The sequence below is a fragment of the Streptococcus sp. 210928-DFI.4.42 genome (genome assembly GCF_020554365.1).
Lineage (GTDB): Bacteria > Bacillota > Bacilli > Lactobacillales > Streptococcaceae > Streptococcus > Streptococcus parasanguinis_S.
This window is the reverse complement of sequence record NZ_JAJCHF010000023.1, coordinates 13989-34455: the sequence shown is the minus strand read 5'-3', so window position 1 is coordinate 34455 and position 20467 is coordinate 13989. Positions and strand designations below refer to the sequence as shown.

General features: G+C 45.0%; 13 protein-coding genes and 1 tRNA gene. 9 read left to right on the top strand and 5 right to left on the bottom strand.

Annotation, left to right across the window (positions count from 1 at the left end):
- On the top strand, positions 1-2354 hold a 2354-nt coding region (locus LIZ08_RS08590; protein ID WP_227038674.1), incomplete at its 5' end, for a GBS Bsp-like repeat-containing protein.
- A gap of 497 nt (positions 2355-2851) precedes the next feature.
- Here LIZ08_RS08590 and LIZ08_RS08585 read toward each other — a convergent pair.
- Complete coding sequence (locus LIZ08_RS08585; protein WP_227038673.1) at positions 2852-3715, bottom strand: RluA family pseudouridine synthase; 864 nt, start codon at positions 3713-3715, stop codon at positions 2852-2854.
- Positions 3716-3818: 103 nt separating this feature from the next.
- On the opposite strand from LIZ08_RS08585, the gene pbp2a reads away from it, so the two are divergent.
- Complete coding sequence (gene pbp2a / locus LIZ08_RS08580; RefSeq protein ID WP_049514444.1) at positions 3819-6053, top strand: penicillin-binding protein PBP2A; 2235 nt, start codon at positions 3819-3821, stop codon at positions 6051-6053.
- 329 nt (positions 6054-6382) lie between these two features.
- On the opposite strand, the gene LIZ08_RS08575 is transcribed toward pbp2a, so the two are convergent.
- Positions 6383-7291: a neutral zinc metallopeptidase gene (locus LIZ08_RS08575; protein ID WP_227038672.1), complete on the bottom strand. Its 909-nt coding sequence runs from the start codon at positions 7289-7291 to the stop codon at positions 6383-6385.
- A 144-nt stretch (positions 7292-7435) separates the two neighbouring features.
- Between LIZ08_RS08575 and rpmG the strand changes: the two genes are divergently transcribed.
- The 3 genes from rpmG (at position 7436) to nusG (ending at position 8498) form a co-directional block, all read left to right on the top strand.
- Entirely contained in the window at positions 7436-7588 is a 153-nt protein-coding gene (gene rpmG / locus LIZ08_RS08570) for a 50S ribosomal protein L33 (RefSeq protein WP_003009043.1), read from the top strand.
- 9 nt (positions 7589-7597) lie between these two features.
- The gene (gene secE / locus LIZ08_RS08565; protein WP_003002261.1) at positions 7598-7774 is read left to right on the top strand and encodes a preprotein translocase subunit SecE; all 177 of its coding nucleotides are present in this window, start codon (positions 7598-7600) and stop codon (positions 7772-7774) included.
- Positions 7775-7961: 187 nt separating this feature from the next.
- Complete coding sequence (nusG, locus tag LIZ08_RS08560; RefSeq protein WP_003002077.1) at positions 7962-8498, top strand: transcription termination/antitermination protein NusG; 537 nt, start codon at positions 7962-7964, stop codon at positions 8496-8498.
- A gap of 251 nt (positions 8499-8749) precedes the next feature.
- Here nusG and LIZ08_RS08555 read toward each other — a convergent pair whose 3' ends face one another.
- The gene (locus LIZ08_RS08555; protein ID WP_195487262.1) at positions 8750-9505 is read right to left on the bottom strand and encodes a hypothetical protein; all 756 of its coding nucleotides are present in this window, start codon (positions 9503-9505) and stop codon (positions 8750-8752) included.
- A gap of 143 nt (positions 9506-9648) precedes the next feature.
- A tRNA-Cys gene (locus LIZ08_RS08550) sits at positions 9649-9719 on the bottom strand.
- 253 nt (positions 9720-9972) lie between these two features.
- On the opposite strand from LIZ08_RS08550, the gene rpsB reads away from it, so the two are divergent.
- Positions 9973-10755 (top strand): 30S ribosomal protein S2, encoded by a 783-nt coding sequence (gene rpsB / locus LIZ08_RS08545; RefSeq protein ID WP_003016971.1) that lies wholly within the window; start codon positions 9973-9975, stop codon positions 10753-10755.
- Positions 10756-10837: 82 nt separating this feature from the next.
- Complete coding sequence (tsf, locus tag LIZ08_RS08540; protein WP_003001949.1) at positions 10838-11878, top strand: translation elongation factor Ts; 1041 nt, start codon at positions 10838-10840, stop codon at positions 11876-11878.
- Positions 11879-12224: 346 nt separating this feature from the next.
- On the opposite strand, the gene LIZ08_RS08535 is transcribed toward tsf, so the two are convergent.
- Positions 12225-12695, bottom strand: coding sequence for a COG2426 family protein (locus LIZ08_RS08535; RefSeq protein WP_003002130.1), 471 nt, complete (start codon positions 12693-12695; stop codon positions 12225-12227).
- A 155-nt stretch (positions 12696-12850) separates the two neighbouring features.
- Between LIZ08_RS08535 and LIZ08_RS08530 the strand changes: the two genes are divergently transcribed.
- Together LIZ08_RS08530 and LIZ08_RS08525 are read left to right on the top strand one after the other, a co-directional pair.
- The gene (locus tag LIZ08_RS08530; protein WP_003001978.1) at positions 12851-13372 is read left to right on the top strand and encodes a Dps family protein; all 522 of its coding nucleotides are present in this window, start codon (positions 12851-12853) and stop codon (positions 13370-13372) included.
- Between the two features lie 214 nt (positions 13373-13586).
- Positions 13587-20423: an Ig-like domain-containing protein gene (locus LIZ08_RS08525; RefSeq protein ID WP_227038671.1), complete on the top strand. Its 6837-nt coding sequence runs from the start codon at positions 13587-13589 to the stop codon at positions 20421-20423.
- The last annotated feature ends 44 nt before the right edge of the window (positions 20424-20467 follow it).

Sequence of the window (20467 nt, the reverse complement as noted above, 5' to 3'; positions counted from 1 at the left end):
GAACCTTTGATGCAGTTATTCGCAATGTAGTAGCTCCAAATGGCTTGAAAGAAGTCTTGGTTCCAACTTGGTCAGACAAGAACTGGCAGGATGATCTAGTATGGCATAAAGCGGTTCGTCAAAGTGACGGCAGCTACCGAGCAACTATCAAAGCCTCAGATCATAAAAATGAAGATGGTAAATACAATGTCCATGTTTATTATGTAGATCAAGCTGACAAACGAAATTACATCACAGAGACTACAACAGAAGTACACCACGTTAAACCAAGTGGCACTGTCACCATTGAGAATAATAATTCAGAGGCAGGAACCTTTGATGCAGTTATTCGCAATGTAGTAGCTCCAAATGGCTTGAAAGAAGTTTTGATACCAACCTGGTCAGACAAGAACTGGCAAGATGATCTAGTATGGCACAAAGCAGTTCGTCAAAGTGACGGAAGCTACCGAGCTACCATCAAAGCCTCAGATCATAAAAATGAAGATGGTAAGTACAACGTCCATGTCTACTATGTAGATCAAAATAATCAACGGAACTACATAACAGAAACCACGACATACATCACAAAGACTGCGACAGAAGTACACCACGTAAAACCAAGTGGCACGTTAACGATTGAAAATAATAATGTTGAGACGGGCACGTTTGATGCAGTTATTCGCAATGTAGTAGCTCCAAACGGATTGAAGGAAGTCTTGATCCCAACCTGGTCCGACAAGAACTGGCAAGATGATCTAGTCTGGCATAAAGCAGTTCGTCAAAGTGATGGAAGCTACCGTGCGACTATCAAAGCCTCAGACCATAAAAATGATGACGGTAAGTACAACGTCCATGTCTACTATGTGGATCAATCTGACAAACGAAACTACATCACAGAGACTACAACAGAAGTACACCACGTAAAACCAAGTGGCACGTTGACGATTGAAAATAATAATGTTGAGACGGGCACGTTTGATGCAGTAATTCGTAATGTAGTAGCTCCAAACGGATTAAAAGAAGTCTTGATCCCAACATGGTCCGACAAGAACTGGCAAGATGATCTAGTATGGCATAAAGCAGTCCTTCAAAGTGATGGAAGTTACCGTGCAACTATCAAAGCTTCAGACCATAAAAATGAAGATGGTAAATACAATGTCCATGTTTATTATGTAGATCAAAATAACCAACGGAACTACATTACAGAAACCACGACAGAAGTGCGTCAAGCCCGCCGTTCTGGTACAATCTTGATCCAAAACAACAACAAGGATACAGGTACCTTTGACGTCATTATCAAGGATGTATACAGTCCTAAAGGTGTGCGGACTGTTCAAGTTCCTACATGGTCGGATAAGGATGGACAGGATGATCTCCGCTGGTACGAAGCGACTCGTCAAGCAAACGGAGACTACAAGGTATCGGTCAAAGCGAGCGATCATAAGAACTCTACTGGTAAATACCATATTCACCTTTATTACATTCAAAATGATGGTTCTCGTGTAGGTGTTGGTACCACGACTACAGAAGTTGAATTCCGAAATGCCCAGACCAAGACGCAAGCTGCTATCAAGAATGTCAATGCAACGAACGGGACTTATACAGTAGCTGTAGATCAGGCACCTCAGGGACGTCGGATTAAGAACATCCGTGTCGCAGCCTGGTCTCAAGCGCACCAAGAAAATCTTTTCTGGTATTCAACAGCACCTTCTGGTATGCATACAGAAGTGCAGGTCTCTGCAGCAAATCACCAGTACCAATCAGGTAACTATACCACTCACGTCTATGTGGATTATGTCGATGGTGGCGTTGAAGGCTTTAACCTTGGTCAAACAGCCCTTCATCCCCGTGCGACAGTAGATCAAACTGCTTTTAGTCCTCGTGTAACGAATGGACAACGGGACCGTGTCTTACGGGCAGCAGCTAGTCTAGTGGGTGTTCGTGGCGGCACTGCAGCTCACCATCAATTGGTCAATGATTACAACAGTGTCAAACCACTTCCAGTTGGTTATGCAGTGAAGACGACCGATGACTGGTGTGATATCTTTGTCACAACAGTCTTCCAGCGGGAAGGTTTGAGCGGTTTGATTGGTCGTGAATGTGGAGTCGAACGTCACATCCAGATCTTCAAACGCTTGGGCATCTGGAATGAAGATGGTACCACTACACCAAAAGCAGGGGACATCATCACCTTTAACTGGGATCAAAATAGCCAACAAAACAATGGCTTTGCGGATCACATCGGAATTGTCGAAAGCGTCTCAAACGGAATCATTCATACCATTGAAGGAAACTCCAACAACCAAGTCCGTCGCAATACCTACCGAATCGGACATGGCAATATCCGTGGATTTGCAACCCCACGCTATCAATAATAAAAAGGGAGTGGGAAAGAACTCTGACTAGTTAAAAAGAGTTCGTCTTCCCACCCCCGCACAGTTGATTAGGTCATCTTTGGAGCTTAAAAAGCGAACAAAGATGCCAATCAACCACTGCGTCATACAGTTATTTCTATCAAATATAAAAAGGCTGAACAGTTTTTGTCCAGCCTCTTTTTGTGGCTTCTTTTTTGAATGCAGATAAGTTTTTAAAATAAAATGAGAGATTCTGTCAATTGTTTTAAATGATTTTTATCTTTTGAATTATTCGATAATGACTGGAGACTTTACGCAGTGAGAAAAGTGCTTGAAATATTAGAATTTCAAGCACTCGGGAGTTTTGAGAGTAAAACAGTTTGGGAAACTGTTTTAGCCTGAGCCTAGAAATTAAAGAGCGAAGGGGCTCAAAACTAAGTCATGGAACTTCTTTGAAGTTCGCTGACGTCCGTACTCACTTAAGGAAAGTCTCTAAGAATACTATTTCGGTTCTTTTCTTATTTTTTCAACCCTTCTTCGAAACTCTTAGAAGGGGCCTCGACTTGGATGGTTTCAAGGGTTAATGGATTGGTGAAGGTCAAGCGGTGAGCATGGAGCATGAGTCGCTCTCCGCGTGCAGGGTTATAGAGAGGGTCCCCGACAATCGGGTGCCCATGATGGGAGAGATGCACCCGGATCTGATGGGTACGCCCCGTCTTAAGCTGGCATTTAACCAGGCTGTTGCGCCCGATTTTTTTCAGTTGCGTCACCTGGGTTTCTGCATACTGTCCCTTGCGTGGATCGACCAGGCGCTTGCGCCGATCGTGGCGATCGCGTCCGATTTTATCCTTGTAGACGATGGTTTTTTGTGCTAAGCTACCTTGGATCAAGGCCCAGTACTCGCGTTGGATGTTTTTATCTTCCAAAATGCGGTTGAGAATGGGCAGGATAAAAGGGTTTTTAGCAAATAAAATCGCTCCGCTGGTTTCCTTATCTAGGCGGTGCACGACGTAGCAGGTGGATCCAACATAGCTGGAAACATGGTTGAGAAGAGCAATTTCTGTCGGATCATTGGCATGGGTTTTCATACCTTCAAGCTTATTGACGATGATGACATGCTCATCCTGATAGAGCTCTTCGACCAGACTCGGGTCTCCGGCTAGGAGCTCTTTTTCAGGGTAATCGTCCGCGTCAAAGATCAGCTGGATCTGGTCTCCTTTTTGAACGGGGCTCTGCCAGTTGATGGTCTCGCCATTGACCAAAACGTGCTTCTTGGTTCGTAAAAAATGCCGGATCTTACGGGGAATGAGGAAGTAGTCCTCAAGCAACTCTTTCACAGTCATCTGGGGAAAGGATTGTGGAATGGTAAATTGATAGTTCATGACCCTATTGTAGCAAAATCTAAGCTTAAAGAAAACTAAATGGGAGAAGGGGATGAGCTATCTTTTCTTGCTAGGACAAGGATAAGGTGTTACAATAACAGGTATGAATAGAATAAAAGAATTATTTGAAAACCTGATCACTTTTTTTAGAAAGGATCATCCGCCCAAAGCGGTGGCAGAAGAAGTGCCAGACACGGAACTACCGGAAGAGACAGTAGAGCCGACCTATAGTCGCTCAGGCAAGCACAGAAGCAAGCCTCTCTCTCAGCATCCCTTCCGTCGTTTTTGGCGTCGCTTCCATTTGACCAAGATTCTCCTGATCATTGGGCTAGGCTTTAGCCTCTTGACAGGGGGCTATCTTTTCTACCTTGCTAAGACGACCAACGTCAAGGATTTGCAGAATGCACTGAAGGCGACTACCATTATCTATGATAAGAATGGGGACCAGGCGGGAAGTTTGACCGGGCAAAAAGGAACCTATGTCGAACTCGATGCCATTAGTGAGAATCTGCAAAATGCCGTGGTCGCAACAGAAGACCGGAGCTTTTACAAGAATAGCGGGATCAACTATGGTCGCTTCTTCTTAGCGATTTTGACCCTGGGTCGCTCAGGTGGTGGGTCAACCATCACCCAGCAGTTAGCCAAGAATGCTTACCTGTCTCAGGACCAGACGGTGGAGCGCAAGGCCAAGGAATTCTTCCTGGCACTTGAAATCAATAAGAAATACAGTAAAAAAGAGATCCTCACCATGTACCTCAACAATGCCTATTTTGGAAATGGGGTTTGGGGGATTGAGGATGCTTCCAAAAAGTATTTTGGGGTTTCAGCCAGTCAATTAAGTCTAGATCAGTCAGCGGTTCTCGCAGGCATGCTCAAGGGACCGGAGATCTATAACCCGCTCTATTCAGTAGAGAATGCGACCAACCGCCGCAATACGGTCCTTCAAAATATGGTAGCGGCTGGCTATATTGACCAGGCAACAGCCGATCAATCTGCTGCTGTTGATATCCATGGCCAGCTAGTCGATGCCTATGAAGGCAAGTCAGAGGACTACCGCTACCCATCCTATTTTGATGCGGTCATCAATGAAGCGGTCAACGAATACGGTCTCACCGAAGAAGATATTGTCAAAAATGGCTACCGGATCTACACCGAGCTGGATCAAAATTACCAAGCAAGCATGCAGGTAATCTATGACAATACAGCCCTCTTCCCGGTAGCGGAAGACGGCACGCGCGCAGAGTCCGGTAGTGTGGCCCTTGATCCTAAGACCGGGGGGGTTCGGGCTCTCGTAGGACGCGTCGGAAGCGATCAAAATCCAGGTTTCCGTACTTACAACTATGCCACCCAGGCTGCCCGTAGTCCGGGATCGACCATCAAGCCTTTGGTGGTCTATAGTCCAGCTGTTGCAGAAGGTTGGTCGACCAATAAGGAACTGGATAATAGTACCACCCAATACGGAAGTTATGAAGTCAATAACTATGCAGGAATCCAGTCGAGCCCAACGGTACCGATGTACCAGGCCTTGGCAGAATCCCTCAACCTTCCAGCAGTGGCGACCGCTAATGAATTGGGCCTCAATACTGTCTTTGAGTACGGAAAAAAATTCGGTCTCAACATGGATAAGGTGGATAAGTCGCTTGCTGTTGCCTTGGGAGCTGGTGTGACAACCAATCCGATGCAGATGGCCCAAGCCTATGGAACCTTTGCCAATGGCGGGGTCATGAATGATGCCCACCTCATTACCAAGATCGAAAATGCCAGTGGCCAAGTGGTCAAGAGTCACAGTCAGAAATCAACCCGGGTGCTTAGTGGATCCACAACGGATAAGATGACCAATATGATGCTGGGAACCTTCAGTAATGGTACAGGGGTCAACGCTGCGCCTTATGGCTATACCATGGCTGGGAAAACCGGTACGACAGAGACCAGCTTTAACAAGGACCTCTCTGGAGACCAATGGGTGATCGGCTACACGCCAGATGTGGTCATCAGTCAATGGCTTGGTTTCCCAACGACCGATGAAGGTCATTACCTGACCGATAGTAGTGCCGGAACGGCGTCAGAGATTTTCCGTAATGTTGCCAACAGTGTCCTGCCTTATACAGACGGTACCCAGTTTGATTCGGTGAAGAACTCTTATGCTGAAAATGGCATTGCGCCAGTCGGAGAAGAAACGACAGAAACAGACAGCAAAGAAGACAAAGGTTTCTTTGAGGATGTCAAAGAAAAGGCGTCGAATATGGTCGATGATGCGAAAAAAGCAATCGACGAGGCCGATATCCCAGGAAAAGCGAAAAATGCTTGGGATACCTTTAAAGGTTGGCTTGGTTTCTAATCAAAAAAACGATTCAGAAATTCTTCTGAATCGTTTTTTGCAGATTGAAGATAAAGTCATCTTAGCAACTTTCCTTAGGTGAGTACGGACGTCAGCGAACTTCGAAGAAGTTCCATGACTTAGTTTTGGACCTAAGGTTCCAAAACTCCCGAGTGCTAGAAACACTAGTGTTTCTAGCACTTTTCTCACGGCGGAAAGTTTCTGTTGAAATGATCCTAATAGTATTAATTATTTTAATTTTTCAACATCACTTAAGTTGTTTTATGTAAAATGCAATTTGTCTATATTCTAAAAGATCTATTCAGAAGGATTTCTGAATAGACCTTTGTTTAAAGTTCACTATCTGATAAGCTAAAGGTATCGCCGTGTTGGAGATCCCCGTACTGGTAGCCCCGTTTGAACCAGCGCATGCGTTGCTCCGAAGTCCCGTGGGTAAAGCTATCTGGCACCGAGTAGCCGAATGCTTGCTCCTGGAGAGTGTCGTCACCGACTGCATGGGCCGCATTCATAGCTTCTTCGATATCACCGATATCCAAAAGGTTCCGGTCTTGAATGGAGCGGGCCCAGACACCTGCTAGGTAATCTGCTTGCAGCTCGATGCGGACGCTGATGGCATTTCGTTCCTTTTCAGAAAGTCCTTGCTGCATACGGTGGTATTTGCCAAGGATTCCCAGCTCATTTTGTACGTGGTGGCCGACTTCATGGGCGATGACGTAGGCCATGGCAAAGTCGCCACTAGCCTTGTATTTGGTGGTCAATTCCTTGTAGAAACTCATATCCAAATAAATTTTCTTATCGGTTGGACAGTAGAAGGGCCCAGCCGATGCTTGCCCAACCCCACAGCCTGTCTTTGTCCGTCCGGTATAGAAGACTAGTTTGGGCTCCTGGTAGGTCCGTCCTTCTGCTTGAAAGACCTTGTGCCAATGATCTTCTGTTGTCCCAAGGACTTTGCTGACGAACTGGGCATCTGCATCGTCGACATGGGTCTTATTGGTGCGCGTGACTTGGGTGGACTGGTAAGGTTGTGAAGTCCCATTTCCAAAGAGGCCCCCAAGGCTAGCTCCCCCTCCTAGAAGGACCATGACAAGGATGATGATGATCTTACTCTTGAAGCTACCAGGCGATAGCAAAATTTGTAAAATGCCCCCGCCAAGGTTACTGTTGCCTGAAGACTGGGAGTAGCTTTGCCCTCGACGGTCTTCGATATTTCTACTTTCTTTTAAGTTATCACTTTTCATATTCGTCTCCTTTTGTTTTATTTTACCAAAAATGAGGAAAAAACTAGAGTGATAACGCTTTAGATTTGCTTTTTTATTAACAGTAGATTTTCTGTCCTTGTCAAAACGTGGAAAACTTGCTATAATGGGGTGAACGGAGGCGTTATGGCATTAAAAAAAGCAAGTCTAGCGTGTACGGTTTGTGGGTCACGCAATTACTCCATTAAGTTGAGTGGGACGCCAAAACCAACACGTCTAGAAGTCAATAAATTCTGCAAACATTGCAGCAAGTATACCATCCATAAAGAAACACGATAGGAGAGAGTTGTGAAATTCATTAAAGATATTTTCGTCTTACTAAAAGATACAACTTGGCCAAATCGCAAGGAAAGATGGAAAAACTTTATCTCAGTGATTGAGTACACCGCTTTCTTTGTTGCATTGATTTATTTGTTTGACAAAGTCATTGCACGTGGCCTATTGCACATGATCAATTTCTTTTAAGAAAAGAAGCCAGGTGGGACCCTCAGGGTCCCATTTTTTATTGTCTTTTCTAAAAAATAAATCAGCAAACCTCTTTGCATTCCTACAAAATGTGGTATAATGAAGCTAGGAAAAGGAAAGCCAAGAGGCTTTTTTTAGTGTGTTCACAAAAGCTCGAGCAGGCTAAACAGAAAGAAAGGATGCCCAAATGGACAGTTTTGATAAAGGCTGGTTTGTACTACAAACCTACTCAGGATATGAAAACAAGGTAAAAGAGAATCTTTTGCAACGTGCGCAAACTTACAATATGTTAGAAAACATCTTGCGCGTAGAGATTCCAACTCAAACCGTACAAGTTGAGAAAAACGGTAAAACAAAAGAAATCGAAGAAAACCGCTTCCCAGGTTATGTCTTGGTCGAAATGGTCATGACAGATGAAGCTTGGTTTGTTGTTCGGAATACACCGAACGTTACTGGTTTCGTCGGATCCCACGGAAACCGTTCAAAACCAACTCCATTGTTGGAAGAAGAAATCCGCAGTATCTTGCTCTCTATGGGTCAAACTGTTCAAGAGTTTGATTTGGATGTCAAGGTAGGCGATACAGTTCGTATCATCGACGGTGCCTTCACAGACTATACTGGTAAGATCACTGAAATTGATAACAACAAGGTCAAAATGGTCATTTCTATGTTCGGTAACGATACGGTTGCAGAAGTGAATTTGAACCAAATTGCTGAATTGTAAGAAAGAGAGAGTGGGACAGCTTCAACAGTCTGGGAGACTGTTGAAGGTTGCAGATAAAGGAAACATAGTTTCCGTCAACATAGGGCATCTTTGAAGCTTAAAAAGCGAACAAAGACTTAGGATACTTGCTTCGCAAGTTCTATCCGCCACCTCGAAGCAGTGCTTTGAGCACTCAACCACTGCGTCTTGCTCGACAATCCAAAGACAATTGAGAGGCTAGGACTTTTGTCCTAGCCTCTTTGTATGGATCGTTATTGATTTTTATCCAGACCTGTGATGCCTTTTAAGCGCTTGGTTTCTGCAGCAGACATAACATTAACGATCTGGTCTCCTTGTGTAGAGAAGTTAGATTCGTCCCCGTTACTATCTTTATAGACATAGCTGGTCCAACGTTCAGAACGCATAATGGCATAGGGTTTTCCGAGACGCTCGAGAGCTGTTTTTGGTGTATCTGATTTGGAAATGGCGCCAGTAGACTGGTGGTTGGCATCGCCCCCTCTTAGTCGGAAGGTGATATCTGTTAGGACATTATTGTGGGAAAAAGCCATGATATCGCCATTATCTGTTACCCAAACATTAACCCCATCTCCAGGATTCGCACTATCTGTGCTACTTACTGGCTGACCAAAGGCTGCCACCATATCATCGTAACTAGATGTTGGTTTGTCTCCACCGACTTCTTGCCCATTCACTTTCATTATAATTCCAGTGCTCAGATGGAGATTCTTGAGTTTTTCGATCTCAGGAATGGATGCAGCTCCCGGCACATATTGGAGAGAAGAACCATCATCTGGATCCATGCTGTAGCGATCTGAAAAATCATTTGAGCTAGTGCTGTCTGAAGAAGTGCTCGATGGTTTACTAGATGATTTTTTGGTTGAAGATTGTTTGATCGGTTTTCTAGAACTAGAAGCTGTTTTTGCTTGTTGCGCAGAATTGGCAGGTGAGCAAGCTGCTAGTGTTACTAGTGAAAGAAGGCCGATCGTAAAGAAACGAATGTTTTTCATAATGACCCTTTCTAATGTGCTTCGCCGATCAGGCGAGATTTTATTATATCAATAATCAAGGAATGGAGCAAATGGAAACAAAAAATCCCCTATTGCTAGGGGAATTTTTAAAAGATAAAAGATGATAAAAAAATTTATTATCAAGGCGGTAGACGGATTTGAACCGACGATCAAGCTTTTGCAGAGCCGTGCCTTACCACTTGGCTATACCGCCGTAACATATAATATTGTAACCTAAAAAACAAGATAGGTCAAGAAAAACTTTTTCCTTCAAATCATTACAGATGAAGAATGCTGAAAAAATCTCTCAAATAGCTTGCGAATTCTAGGGATTTCTGCTATACTTATAGAGTTGTCTAAGACAGCAAATACTCATCTCGGATCCATTGTGTCACCGTTGCCCTTGTGGTCGTGCTGCAAGTTGACGTCTGAGAGAGGAGAAAAAAACAAAAAAGGAGAAACTACTCATGGCAGTAATTTCAATGAAACAACTTCTTGAGGCTGGTGTACACTTCGGTCACCAAACTCGTCGCTGGAACCCTAAGATGGCTAAGTACATCTTCACTGAACGTAACGGAATCCACGTGATCGACTTGCAACAAACTGTAAAATATGCAGACCAAGCATACGACTTCATGCGTGATGCAGCTGCAAACGATGCAGTAATCTTGTTCGTAGGTACTAAGAAACAAGCTGCTGATGCTGTTGCTGAAGAAGCTGTTCGTTCAGGTCAATACTTCATCAACCACCGTTGGTTGGGTGGAACTCTTACTAACTGGGGAACAATCCAAAAACGTATCGCTCGTTTGAAAGAAATCAAACGCATGGAAGAAGATGGAACTTTTGAAGTTCTTCCTAAGAAAGAAGTTGCATTGTTGAACAAACAACGCGCTCGTCTTGAAAAATTCTTGGGCGGTATCGAAGACATGCCTCGTATCCCAGACGTAATGTACGTTGTGGATCCACATAAAGAACAAATCGCTGTTAAAGAAGCTAAGAAATTGGGTATCCCAGTTGTAGCGATGGTCGACACAAACACTGACCCAGATGATATCGATGTTATCATCCCAGCGAACGATGACGCTATCCGCGCTGTTAAATTGATCACTGCGAAAATGGCTGACGCTGTTATCGAAGGACGTCAAGGTGAAGACAGTGTTGCTACAGTAGAAGCTGAATTGGCAGCTACTGAAGGTCAAGCTGATTCAATCGAAGAAATCGTTGAAGTTGTAGAAGGCGACAACGCTTAATTTCATTCAATAAGTAACGAACCTAAGAGGGCAGGGCTCAGCCCGACCCTCTTATTTTATTAAAAAATATAGGAGAACAAAAATGGCAGAAATTACAGCTAAGCTTGTAAAAGAATTGCGTGAAAAATCTGGTGCCGGTGTCATGGACGCTAAAAAGGCATTGGTTGAAGTTGAAGGTGATATCGAAAAAGCGATCGAATTGCTTCGCGAAAAAGGTATGGCTAAAGCAGCTAAGAAAGCTGACCGTGTTGCCGCTGAAGGTTTGACTGGTGTTTATGTCAATGGTAACGTTGCAGCAGTAGTTGAAGTAAATGCTGAAACTGACTTCGTTGCGAAAAACGCTCAATTCGTTGAATTGGTAAACGCAACAGCGAAAGTGATCGCTGAAGGTAAACCAGCTAACAACGAAGAAGCTCTTGCTTTGACAATGCCTTCAGGTGAAACTCTTGAAGCTGCATATGTATCTGCAACAGCTACAATCGGTGAAAAAATTTCATTCCGTCGTTTTGCTTTGCTTGAAAAAACAGATGCACAACACTTCGGTGCTTACCAACACAACGGTGGACGTATCGGTGTTATCTCTGTGATCGAAGGTGGAGACGAAGCACTTGCTAAACAAATCTCAATGCACATCGCTGCAATGAAACCAACTGTTCTTTCATACAAAGAATTGGATGAACAATTTGTGAAAGATGAATTGGCACAATTGAACCACGTCATCGACCAAGATAACGAAAGCCGTGCAATGGTTGGTAAACCAGCTCTTCCACACTTGAAATTCGGTTCAAAAGCACAATTGACTGACGAAGTGGTTGCTCAAGCTGAAGAAGATATCAAAGCTGAATTGGCAGCTGAAGGTAAACCAGAAAAAATCTGGGATAAAATCATCCCAGGTAAAATGGATCGCTTCTTCTTGGACAACACAAAAGTTGACCAAGCCTACACTCTTCTTGCACAAGTCTACATCATGGATGACAGCAAGACAGTGGAAGCTTACCTTGAATCAGTAAATGCTTCAGTTATCGAATTCGTTCGTTTTGAAGTTGGTGAAGGTATTGAAAAAGCTTCAAATGACTTTGAAGCAGAAGTTGCAGCTACAATGGCAGCAGCTCTTAACAACTAAGAATAAAAAAATAAGAGGTTTCGAAGGAAACCTCTTTTTTGTAAGATAAATTCATCTAAATAACTTTCCTTAGGTGAGTACGGACGTCAGCGAACTTCAAAGAAGTTCCATGACTTAGTTTTGGACCTAAGGTTCCAAAACTCCCGAGTGCTAGAAACATGATTGTTTCTAGCACTTTTCTCACAGCGGAAAGTTTTAGTAGATGACTGAGTAATTCTAATAAATAAATTTTTTTGTTTTATAGAATTTATTAGATTTTAAAAAAAAACAGTTTGTCTATACTCTTAGAGGAACGGAAGCCTCTTTTTTGTATGCAAAAACTGAAGCCGTTGCTTCAGTCTTTTGCTTAATGTGCGAAGGTATCGATTCCTAGGAGCAGGGACAGGGTTCCCATGATGAGGCCGGCTAGTATCACTCCGAGCATGACTGCGAGGCTACTGCGTTTGAAGTCCCAGTCAAGGATAGAAGCTGCAAGGGCACCGGTCCAGGCACCAGTTCCCGGAAGAGGGATTCCAACAAAGAGCAATAAGGCCCAGAAGATTCCCTTGTCTCCTGCAGCTTTTTCTAATTTCTGTCCGCCTCTATGGCCCTTATTGAGACACCAGCTAAAAAAGCCTCCGATAATTGGTTTTTTTGCCCCCCAAGTAAGAATATGGCGGGCGAAAAAGAAGATCAGAGGGACAGGGAGAAGATTTCCGATCACTCCGATCAGGAGCGCTGTCCATAAGGGAATGCCATTTGCAATGGCAAAAGGGATGGCCCCGCGCAATTCAACAAGGGGCACCATGGAGATCAGGAAGGTAAAGATATATTTCATTAGTCAAGCCTTTCGATTAGTCTTCTTCATTCTATCGTATCTTTTCTCAATTGGCAACAATGATCTTTTTAAATCTTTTATCTTGACTTTCTGGTGGAGGAAGCATATAATAAAGACATAGTTAATTAGAATTATTATAAAAAAGGAGAAACGATATGACAACTATGAAACATGAAGCAGCTACTGATGTAGCAACTTTTGCACCTTCTAATAAAGAAACTCTTCCAGAAACAAAAGCCCTCTTGAACCAAGTCGTAGCAGATCTCTACGTCGCTCACATTGCCCTTCACCAAGTACACTGGTATATGCGTGGACGTGGCTTTATGGTTTGGCATCCAAAAATGGACGAATACATGGACAGCTTGGATGCAACCTTGGATGAAGTGAGCGAACGCTTGATCACTCTTGGTGGAGCTCCTTATTCTAGCATGACTGAATTTTTGGAACACAGCAATATTGAAGAACGCCGTGGAACATTTACGAAAAATGTAGAAGAAAGCTTGACACGTGTTCTTGAAATCTTCCATTACCTTGATGGCCTTTACCAAAAAGCTTTGGATGTTACCGACGCTGAAGGCGACGATGTAACCAACGATATCTTTGTTGGGGCTAAAGCAGAACTTGAAAAGAATATTTGGATGGTGGCTGCTGAACTTGGTCAAGAACCAGGATTATAAGATCATAAAAAATAGAAGCCGTGGGCTTCTATTTTTTTGGTTTGTAGGAGATTTCCACTAATTAAAGGAATTCTTAATCTAACTATAGTTGGAGCGAAATCGAGGCCTATCGCTCCTCTTTTTTTGGTATAGTTAATATGTGATTTTCTGTAAGCGTTCGCAGGTATAAGAAAGCGCTTACAAATTTAATTGTTAATCCTAAGAGGAGGTTTTTATGGGAAAGTCTTTTTTTGAAAAGCGTCCTGTTTTTAGTATTCGTAAGCTCTCAGTTGGAGCTTGTTCTGTTGTGATTGGGATTTCTGCCTTGGGTCTTTCAAGGGTCCATGCGGAAGAAAAGCAAGCCCTCGAAAGTGAACCGACTTCGATGGAGACACCAAGTGTTGTGACGGAAAACTCAGAAGCGGAAGTTCCTGAAGCTGGTGCAAGAGTTTCAGAAGCTCCAGCTGTCATCACCCCTACCAGAGCTGAGGAAAAGCCAGCGCCTCAAGGCGAAGGCCAGCCCGTTTCAGCTTCATCTGAGCGTGCTATAGGAACGGAAGAAACAGCTGCTCCAGATCAAAATCGTGTAGCGGAGGATATTGTGCAAGATCGAGAACGTGATTTTAATAAAGATTGGTATTTTAAATTAAATGCGGCTCCTGGTGCAGAAGGGCGTCAAGTGGATGTCAAGGATTGGAAAAAATTAGATCTTCCTCATGACTGGTCTATTTTCTTTGATTTCGATCACAACTCTCCTGCTCAAAATGAAGGGGGACAATTAAACGGAGGGGATGCTTTGTATCGTAAGACCTTCCGTTTGGACGACAAGGATCTAGATAAGAAGGTCCGCTTGGAATTTGGCGGGGTTTATATGGATTCCAAAGTCTATGTAAACGGACAATTCGTTGGTCATTATCCAAATGGCTACAATGCCTTTTCTTATGATATTACTCCTTATTTGAATGCGGATGGAAGCGAAAATACCATTGCCGTTCATGTGGTCAATCAACAACCAAGTAGCCGTTGGTATTCTGGTAGCGGGATTTATCGGGATGTTAAGCTGAGTGTAACGGACAAGGTTCATTTAGCGCAGTATGGGACTACGATTACGACCCCTCAGTTGGAAAAACAGCAAAATGGGGCAGTAGATACAGTGGTGAAGAGCCGCATTGTCAACCAGGATGATCAAGCCCATAGTATTTATGCGGAATATGAAATTGTCGATCAAAATGGCCAAGTGGTGAGCGAAAAAACGCGCAGTGAAGCACAAGCTGTTCTAGCAGGTCAAGAGATCAACCTATCTCAAACCCTCCATGTTGAAAAACCAACCCTCTGGGATGTGAAAACGGATCATCCAGCTCTCTATACCTTGTATACGCGGGTTTATCGGGATTCGCAGTTAGTGGATGTGCAAAAGGAACGCTTTGGTTATCGCTATCTCAACTGGACGCCAGAAGGTGGCTTCTTCCTGAATGGGGTGGCGACGAAATTCCACGGGGTATCCCTTCACCATGACCACGGGGCTCTTGGAGCTGAGGAAAATTACAAGGCTGAATACCGTCGTCTCAAACAGATGAAGGACATGGGGGTCAATGCGATTCGGACGACCCACAACCCAGCCAGTGAACAAACCTTAAAAATTGCTGCTGAGTTGGGCTTGATGGTCCAAGAAGAAGCCTTTGATACCTGGTATGGTGGTAAGAAACAATACGATTATGGTCGTTTCTTTGAAAAAGATGCCACTCACCCAGAAGCTCGTAAGGGGGATACTTGGTCCGATTACGATCTACGGACCATGGTAGAGCGGGGCAAGAACAATCCAGCCATTGTCATGTGGTCAATCGGTAACGAAGTCGGTGAAGCAGATGGTTCGGACAAATCTGTCGCAACTGTTCGTCGCTTGGTCAAGACCATCAAGGACGTGGATGCAACCCGCTATGTCACCATGGGAGCTGATAAATTCCGCTTTGGCGATGGCTCAGGAGGCCATGAAAAGGTAGCAGCAGAGCTTGATGCGGTTGGATTTAACTATTCAGAGGCCAACTATGAAAGCCTACGCGCTAAACATCCAAACTGGCTCATTTATGGATCAGAAACCTCTTCTGCAACGCGGACACGGGGTTCATACTATCATCCTGAAAGAGAATGGGTCGGCAGCAACCAAGAAGATCGCCATTATGAACAATCAGACTACGGCAATGACCGGGTTGGTTGGGGTCGGACAGCGACCGCCTCTTGGACCTTTGACCGTGATCATGCCGGCTATGCAGGACAATTTATCTGGACCGGTACGGACTATATCGGCGAGCCAACACCATGGCACAACCAAAATGACACACCTGTAAAAAGTTCTTATTTCGGTATTGTCGATACTGCCGGCCTTCCAAAGAATGATTTTTATCTCTACCAAAGTCAATGGGTGTCAGCTGAGAAACATCCAATGGTCCATCTCTTGCCACATTGGAACTGGGACAATCCAGAATTAGCCAATCGTGTCATGGATGAAGAAGGACGGATTCCTGTTCGGACCTTCTCCAATGCCCACAGTGTGGAATTGATTGTCAATGGGGAATCACAAGGAGTCAAGACCTTTACCAAGAAGACTACAGCTGATGGCCGGACCTACCAAGAAGGGGCAAATCCGGATGAACTCTATCTAGAGTGGTTGGTCCCTTATGTACCAGGTAAAGTAGAAGCTATTGCGCGCAACGAAGCAGGAGAAGTGATCGCGAAAGATCAAGTCGAAACAGCCGGCAAGGCTGCGGGTGTTCGTTTGTTGAAAGAAGAACATGCGATCGCAGCGGACGGTAAGGATTTGACCTATATTACCTACGAAATCGTCGATGAAGCAGGTCGTGTGGTGCCAACTGCCAATAATTTGGTGCATTTCCATTTGCATGGACAAGGCCAAATTGTCGGTGTCGATAATGGGGAACAAGCCAGCCGTGAACGCTACAAAGCGCAGGAAGATGGCTCATGGCAACGCAAAGCCTTCAACGGCAAAGGGGTTGTGATTGTCAAATCAACTGAGCAGGCGGGTGCCTTTACTCTGTATGCAGACTCAGATCGCTTGCAATCAGACCAAGTCAGCCTCTTTACAGGTAAGAAGGACCAAGCAGAACGCACTGTATTAGGTGTGGAACCTGTTCGACAAAGTGCTTATCTAGGAGAAAAACCAACCTTACCAAGTAAGGTCAATGTGGTCTATAGCGATGGCAAGGCCCAAGAAGAAGCCGTTGAATGGGATGCGGCAGACTATAGTCGTGTTGGCCAAGTCCGTGTGACAGGTCATGTTCAAGGACGCACGGTCGAAGCTCTGGTCGATGTGATCGGCGTGGAACAAGTCCTTCCAGTCATCAAACAAATCCCACAGGGAGCAGATCTAACGACAGTGGATAAGGCTGTGCAATTAGTCTTTACCGATGGGACCACTGCTCACTATGAGGTCGATCACTGGACCTTGGAAGCTGGTCAAGAAGATCAGTTGTCCACACCAGGAGCACGCTTGAAAGCGACAGGACTCCTAGGCAATGGGGAAACGGTCCAAGCGACACTAGTGGTTGCAGGAGGAGAAGCAGCCAAGGCTAAGAAACCAACGGTTCAGCTAGATGGAGTAGCTCTTCCAAAATTTGGTAGTGGCAACCATACCATTTTCCGTTCCCTCGCTTATGGGCAAGAGCCAGGTCAAGTCACAGCAAGTGCAGAAAATGCCCAAGTGACGGTCCTCCAAGCTAACCGTGAAAATGGTTTGAAAGCTCAAATCTATGTGACTGCTAAGGATACGGGAGCTGTACAGACCTATGTGGTCCAATTCCAAGAAGAAAGTCCACAGATCGAGCGCCTAGAATTGCGTCTGCCAGAAGGACAGGAACTCAAGGAAGACCAAACGGTACCACTTGAAGTCATTGCCCATTACCAAGATGGTAGCCAGGCAAGTCTCCAAGCAGATCAAATCGATGTGAAGACAAGAGCTGGTAGCCGAGGAAAAGCAGTCGCAACCAATAAAGGTTTGGAATTGCGGGAAGCAGGATTGGTTCATTTAGAAGCCAACTACCAAGGACAAACGGGAGAAGTCAGCTTTACCATCACGCCAAATCCTGAAGAAAAGACGGTTGTCAAGGTGCGTCCTGTACGAATCAGCACCGATCGAAACGTTTTGCCAGCTCTTCCAGAGACTGTCTTGGTTGAGTATGACAAGGGATTCCCGAAAGAAAAACGCGTGACCTGGGATGCTGTGACCGCAGATCAAGTCAAGGATTACCATAGCTTTACAGTCACCGGTCATGTAGAGGGTGTGGAGAAAGAAGCCCAAGCTCAAGTCACGGTTGAAGGCATTATCGCTGTAGAAGAAGTCAGCACCACCACTCCAGTCGGAGAGAAACCAGCTCTTCCAGAAAGCGTGCGGACCTATCACTCTAATGGTAAGACCTATACTGCTAAGGTGGCATGGGATGCGGTCGATCCGCAACTCTTGGCCCAAGAAGGAGAAGTTGTCCTCTCTGGTCGTGTAGAAGGAACGGCTCTTCCAACACGTCTTCATATTCGTGTTTCCGCAAACACGGTTAAGGGTGCCAACGTTGCAGAGCAATGGACAGGATCTGTCTTGCCACTCGCTTTTGCAAGTGACTCTAACGATGCAGATCCAGTTGCTAAGGTCAATGACAAGGTCATCTCCTTTACCGATGCTCCGGCTAACCGTTGGACCAACTGGGGTCGTAACAATGCGGAAGATTCGGTTGGTATCTTGTTTGGGGATTCTGGTATCTTGACCAAGCGAGCAGTGGACAATCTCCATGTTGGTTTCCACGAAGACCACGGCGTTGGAGCTCCAAGTGAATATGTGATTGAGTACTATACAGGGGAACAAATCCCAACTGTTCCAAGCAATCCAAATCGCGTCAAAGACGAAACAGACCATCCATTTAACAATCCAGCCAACTGGAAAGAAGTCAGCAACCTAACCGTTGAAGAACCGGTAGCAGCTGGCAAGATGAATCATTTCAGTTTTGATAAAGTCGACACCTATGCCGTTCGGATCCGCATGAAGACACCAGAAGGCAAACGTGGTAGCTCTATTTCAGAGATTCAGGTATTTGCCAATAAGGTTGCGGCAGAAGAAAAGAGCCAGGTGACCATTCGTGTCAACGGTGAGGTTTTACCAGGAGTTAATCCAAGTGTGACCGATTACTACATCGATGCGCGTGATCGGGCTTATCCACAAGTGGAAGCGACAGCTAGCCATCACGGTCTTGCAACGGTTGTGCCAAGCGTCCATGAAGGTGAGCCAATCCGTGTCGTCCATAAAGCGGAAGATGGTACTATCTTACAAGAATACCGCCTCCATCTCACAAGTGATGCAGAAAAACTGAAACAAGCTACCCCAGTAGCAGTAGAAGCAGGCAGACGTTTTGTGAAAGTCGGTCAAGATCTAGTTCTACCATCTACAGTAGGTGTCTACTTTAAAGGGGATACAGGTTATGAACGCAAGGAACTTACAGTGGACTGGAAGCCTCTACCAGCTGATGCACTTTCTCATGAAGGCAGCTTCACGTTAGAAGGAAAAGTCCTCGGCTATGATCTGACAGCTCAGCTGACCGTCCGGGTGTCAGAAAAGACAGGAGAAAACCTCTCTGTGAACCGTGACTACAATGCAGAGGATACCAGAGCATTTGCTAGTGAAACCAATGATCTCGATCCAAATCAAATCGACTATATCGATTACATCAACGATGGTGGCTACAACGAGTACTACCGTTGGACCAACTGGAAGAGAGAGCCGGATCAAACTGAAGTATTTGCTGGTCTCATCTTCAAGAAAAATGGCCAGGTAACAGAGCGATTGGTCAATAAAGTAGCGGTCGACTTCTTTGCAGATCAGGAAACAGGTCTGCCAACGAAAACGGTTCTTGAACGCTACATTGGTCCAGACTTTGATGTCCCAGATGATTACGGCAATTTGAAAAATCTTCCAGATCATCCATTTAACCAGGCCTCTAACTGGGAAGAAATCCCGTATAGCTTGGATTATGCCTTTGAGCCTGGTTATATCTCTAACCTCAGCTTCAACGAAACCAGAACGAAAGCCATCCGTTTAAGAATGGTACGTGATGAAAATCTAAAAGGAATTGGAATCGTTGAATTGAGCGCCTATGCTCCAACAGAAGAGGCCCAGGCAACAACTGATGTCACCATCCAAGTGAATGGCAAAGACCTAGAAGGTTTTAAACCAGATGTGACAGATTATCATCTAGAGTATGAGGGAGAACGTCCAATCGTTTCAGCACAAGGCAAGAATGGAACAGCCGTTACGGTCATCGATGCTAAAAGTGCCAATGCTCCGGTTCTTGTCAAGGTTGTCTCAGAAGATGGCAAGCTCGAAAAAGTATATCAACTTTCTCTCTCCGCAAAAGCACCTATAGGCTCAGCCATTCCTGAAGAAGGGGTGAAGAATCTGGTTCATACCAAACCAGAGTTGGTGATTGAGCCAGAAGAGATGGACTTTGAACGCTTAGAACGTCCAAATGCGGATCTTCCAAAAGGTGAGAAACGTGTGGTTCAAGAAGGTCAAAAAGGCCGCAAATTGCGCTTGGTGGAAGTTTCTCAAGAAAATGGTGTGGAAAGCCGGAAGGAACTGGATGCCTTTGTAGAGCTAGATCCAGTGGCAGAAATCACAGAGGTGGGCACGAAAGAAGTACTTCCAGACACTCCACAACCAGAGCCACAACCAGAGCCACAGCCAGAACCTCAGCCACAACCAGAGCCACAACCGCAACCACAGCCGCTTCCGAACCCAGAGCGCCCTCATGTCTCAGAAGGACCAGTAGCTACCGCAACTCCTCAAACATCTCTTGAGGTCAAAGCGACACGTCAGGAAGGGACAGATGCAACAGGGAAGGAAGTCGAGAAAACAGCTCAAACACCAGCAGTTTCAGCTGCTCCAGTTTCCGAAGGTAGATTACCAAATACAGGAACGGAAGAAAGCGTCGCAAGCCTCGTTGCTGGAATCCTAGCGGCAGGCCTTGCCAGTGCTGTGCTGGACGATCAGAAAAAAAGAGCCAAAAAGGCCAAGTAAAACAGCTAGAGAAACTAGCAAAAAACGGTGAAAAGTTCACGGGT

Excerpts from the sequence above, each read along its gene's own strand:
- LIZ08_RS08585 (WP_227038673.1), bottom strand. The coding sequence starts at position 3,715 with ATGAACTATCAATTTACCATTCCACAATCCTTTCCCCAGATGACTGTG.
- pbp2a (WP_049514444.1), top strand. The coding sequence starts at position 3,819 with ATGAATAGAATAAAAGAATTATTTGAAAACCTGATCACTTTTTTTAGA.
- LIZ08_RS08575 (WP_227038672.1), bottom strand. The coding sequence starts at position 7,291 with ATGAAAAGTGATAACTTAAAAGAAAGTAGAAATATCGAAGACCGTCGA.
- rpmG (WP_003009043.1), top strand. The coding sequence starts at position 7,436 with ATGGCATTAAAAAAAGCAAGTCTAGCGTGTACGGTTTGTGGGTCACGC.
- nusG (WP_003002077.1), top strand. The coding sequence starts at position 7,962 with ATGGACAGTTTTGATAAAGGCTGGTTTGTACTACAAACCTACTCAGGA.
- LIZ08_RS08555 (WP_195487262.1), bottom strand. The coding sequence starts at position 9,505 with ATGAAAAACATTCGTTTCTTTACGATCGGCCTTCTTTCACTAGTAACA.
- rpsB (WP_003016971.1), top strand. The coding sequence starts at position 9,973 with ATGGCAGTAATTTCAATGAAACAACTTCTTGAGGCTGGTGTACACTTC.
- tsf (WP_003001949.1), top strand. The coding sequence starts at position 10,838 with ATGGCAGAAATTACAGCTAAGCTTGTAAAAGAATTGCGTGAAAAATCT.
- LIZ08_RS08535 (WP_003002130.1), bottom strand. The coding sequence starts at position 12,695 with ATGAAATATATCTTTACCTTCCTGATCTCCATGGTGCCCCTTGTTGAA.
- LIZ08_RS08530 (WP_003001978.1), top strand. The coding sequence starts at position 12,851 with ATGACAACTATGAAACATGAAGCAGCTACTGATGTAGCAACTTTTGCA.
- LIZ08_RS08525 (WP_227038671.1), top strand. The coding sequence starts at position 13,587 with ATGGGAAAGTCTTTTTTTGAAAAGCGTCCTGTTTTTAGTATTCGTAAG.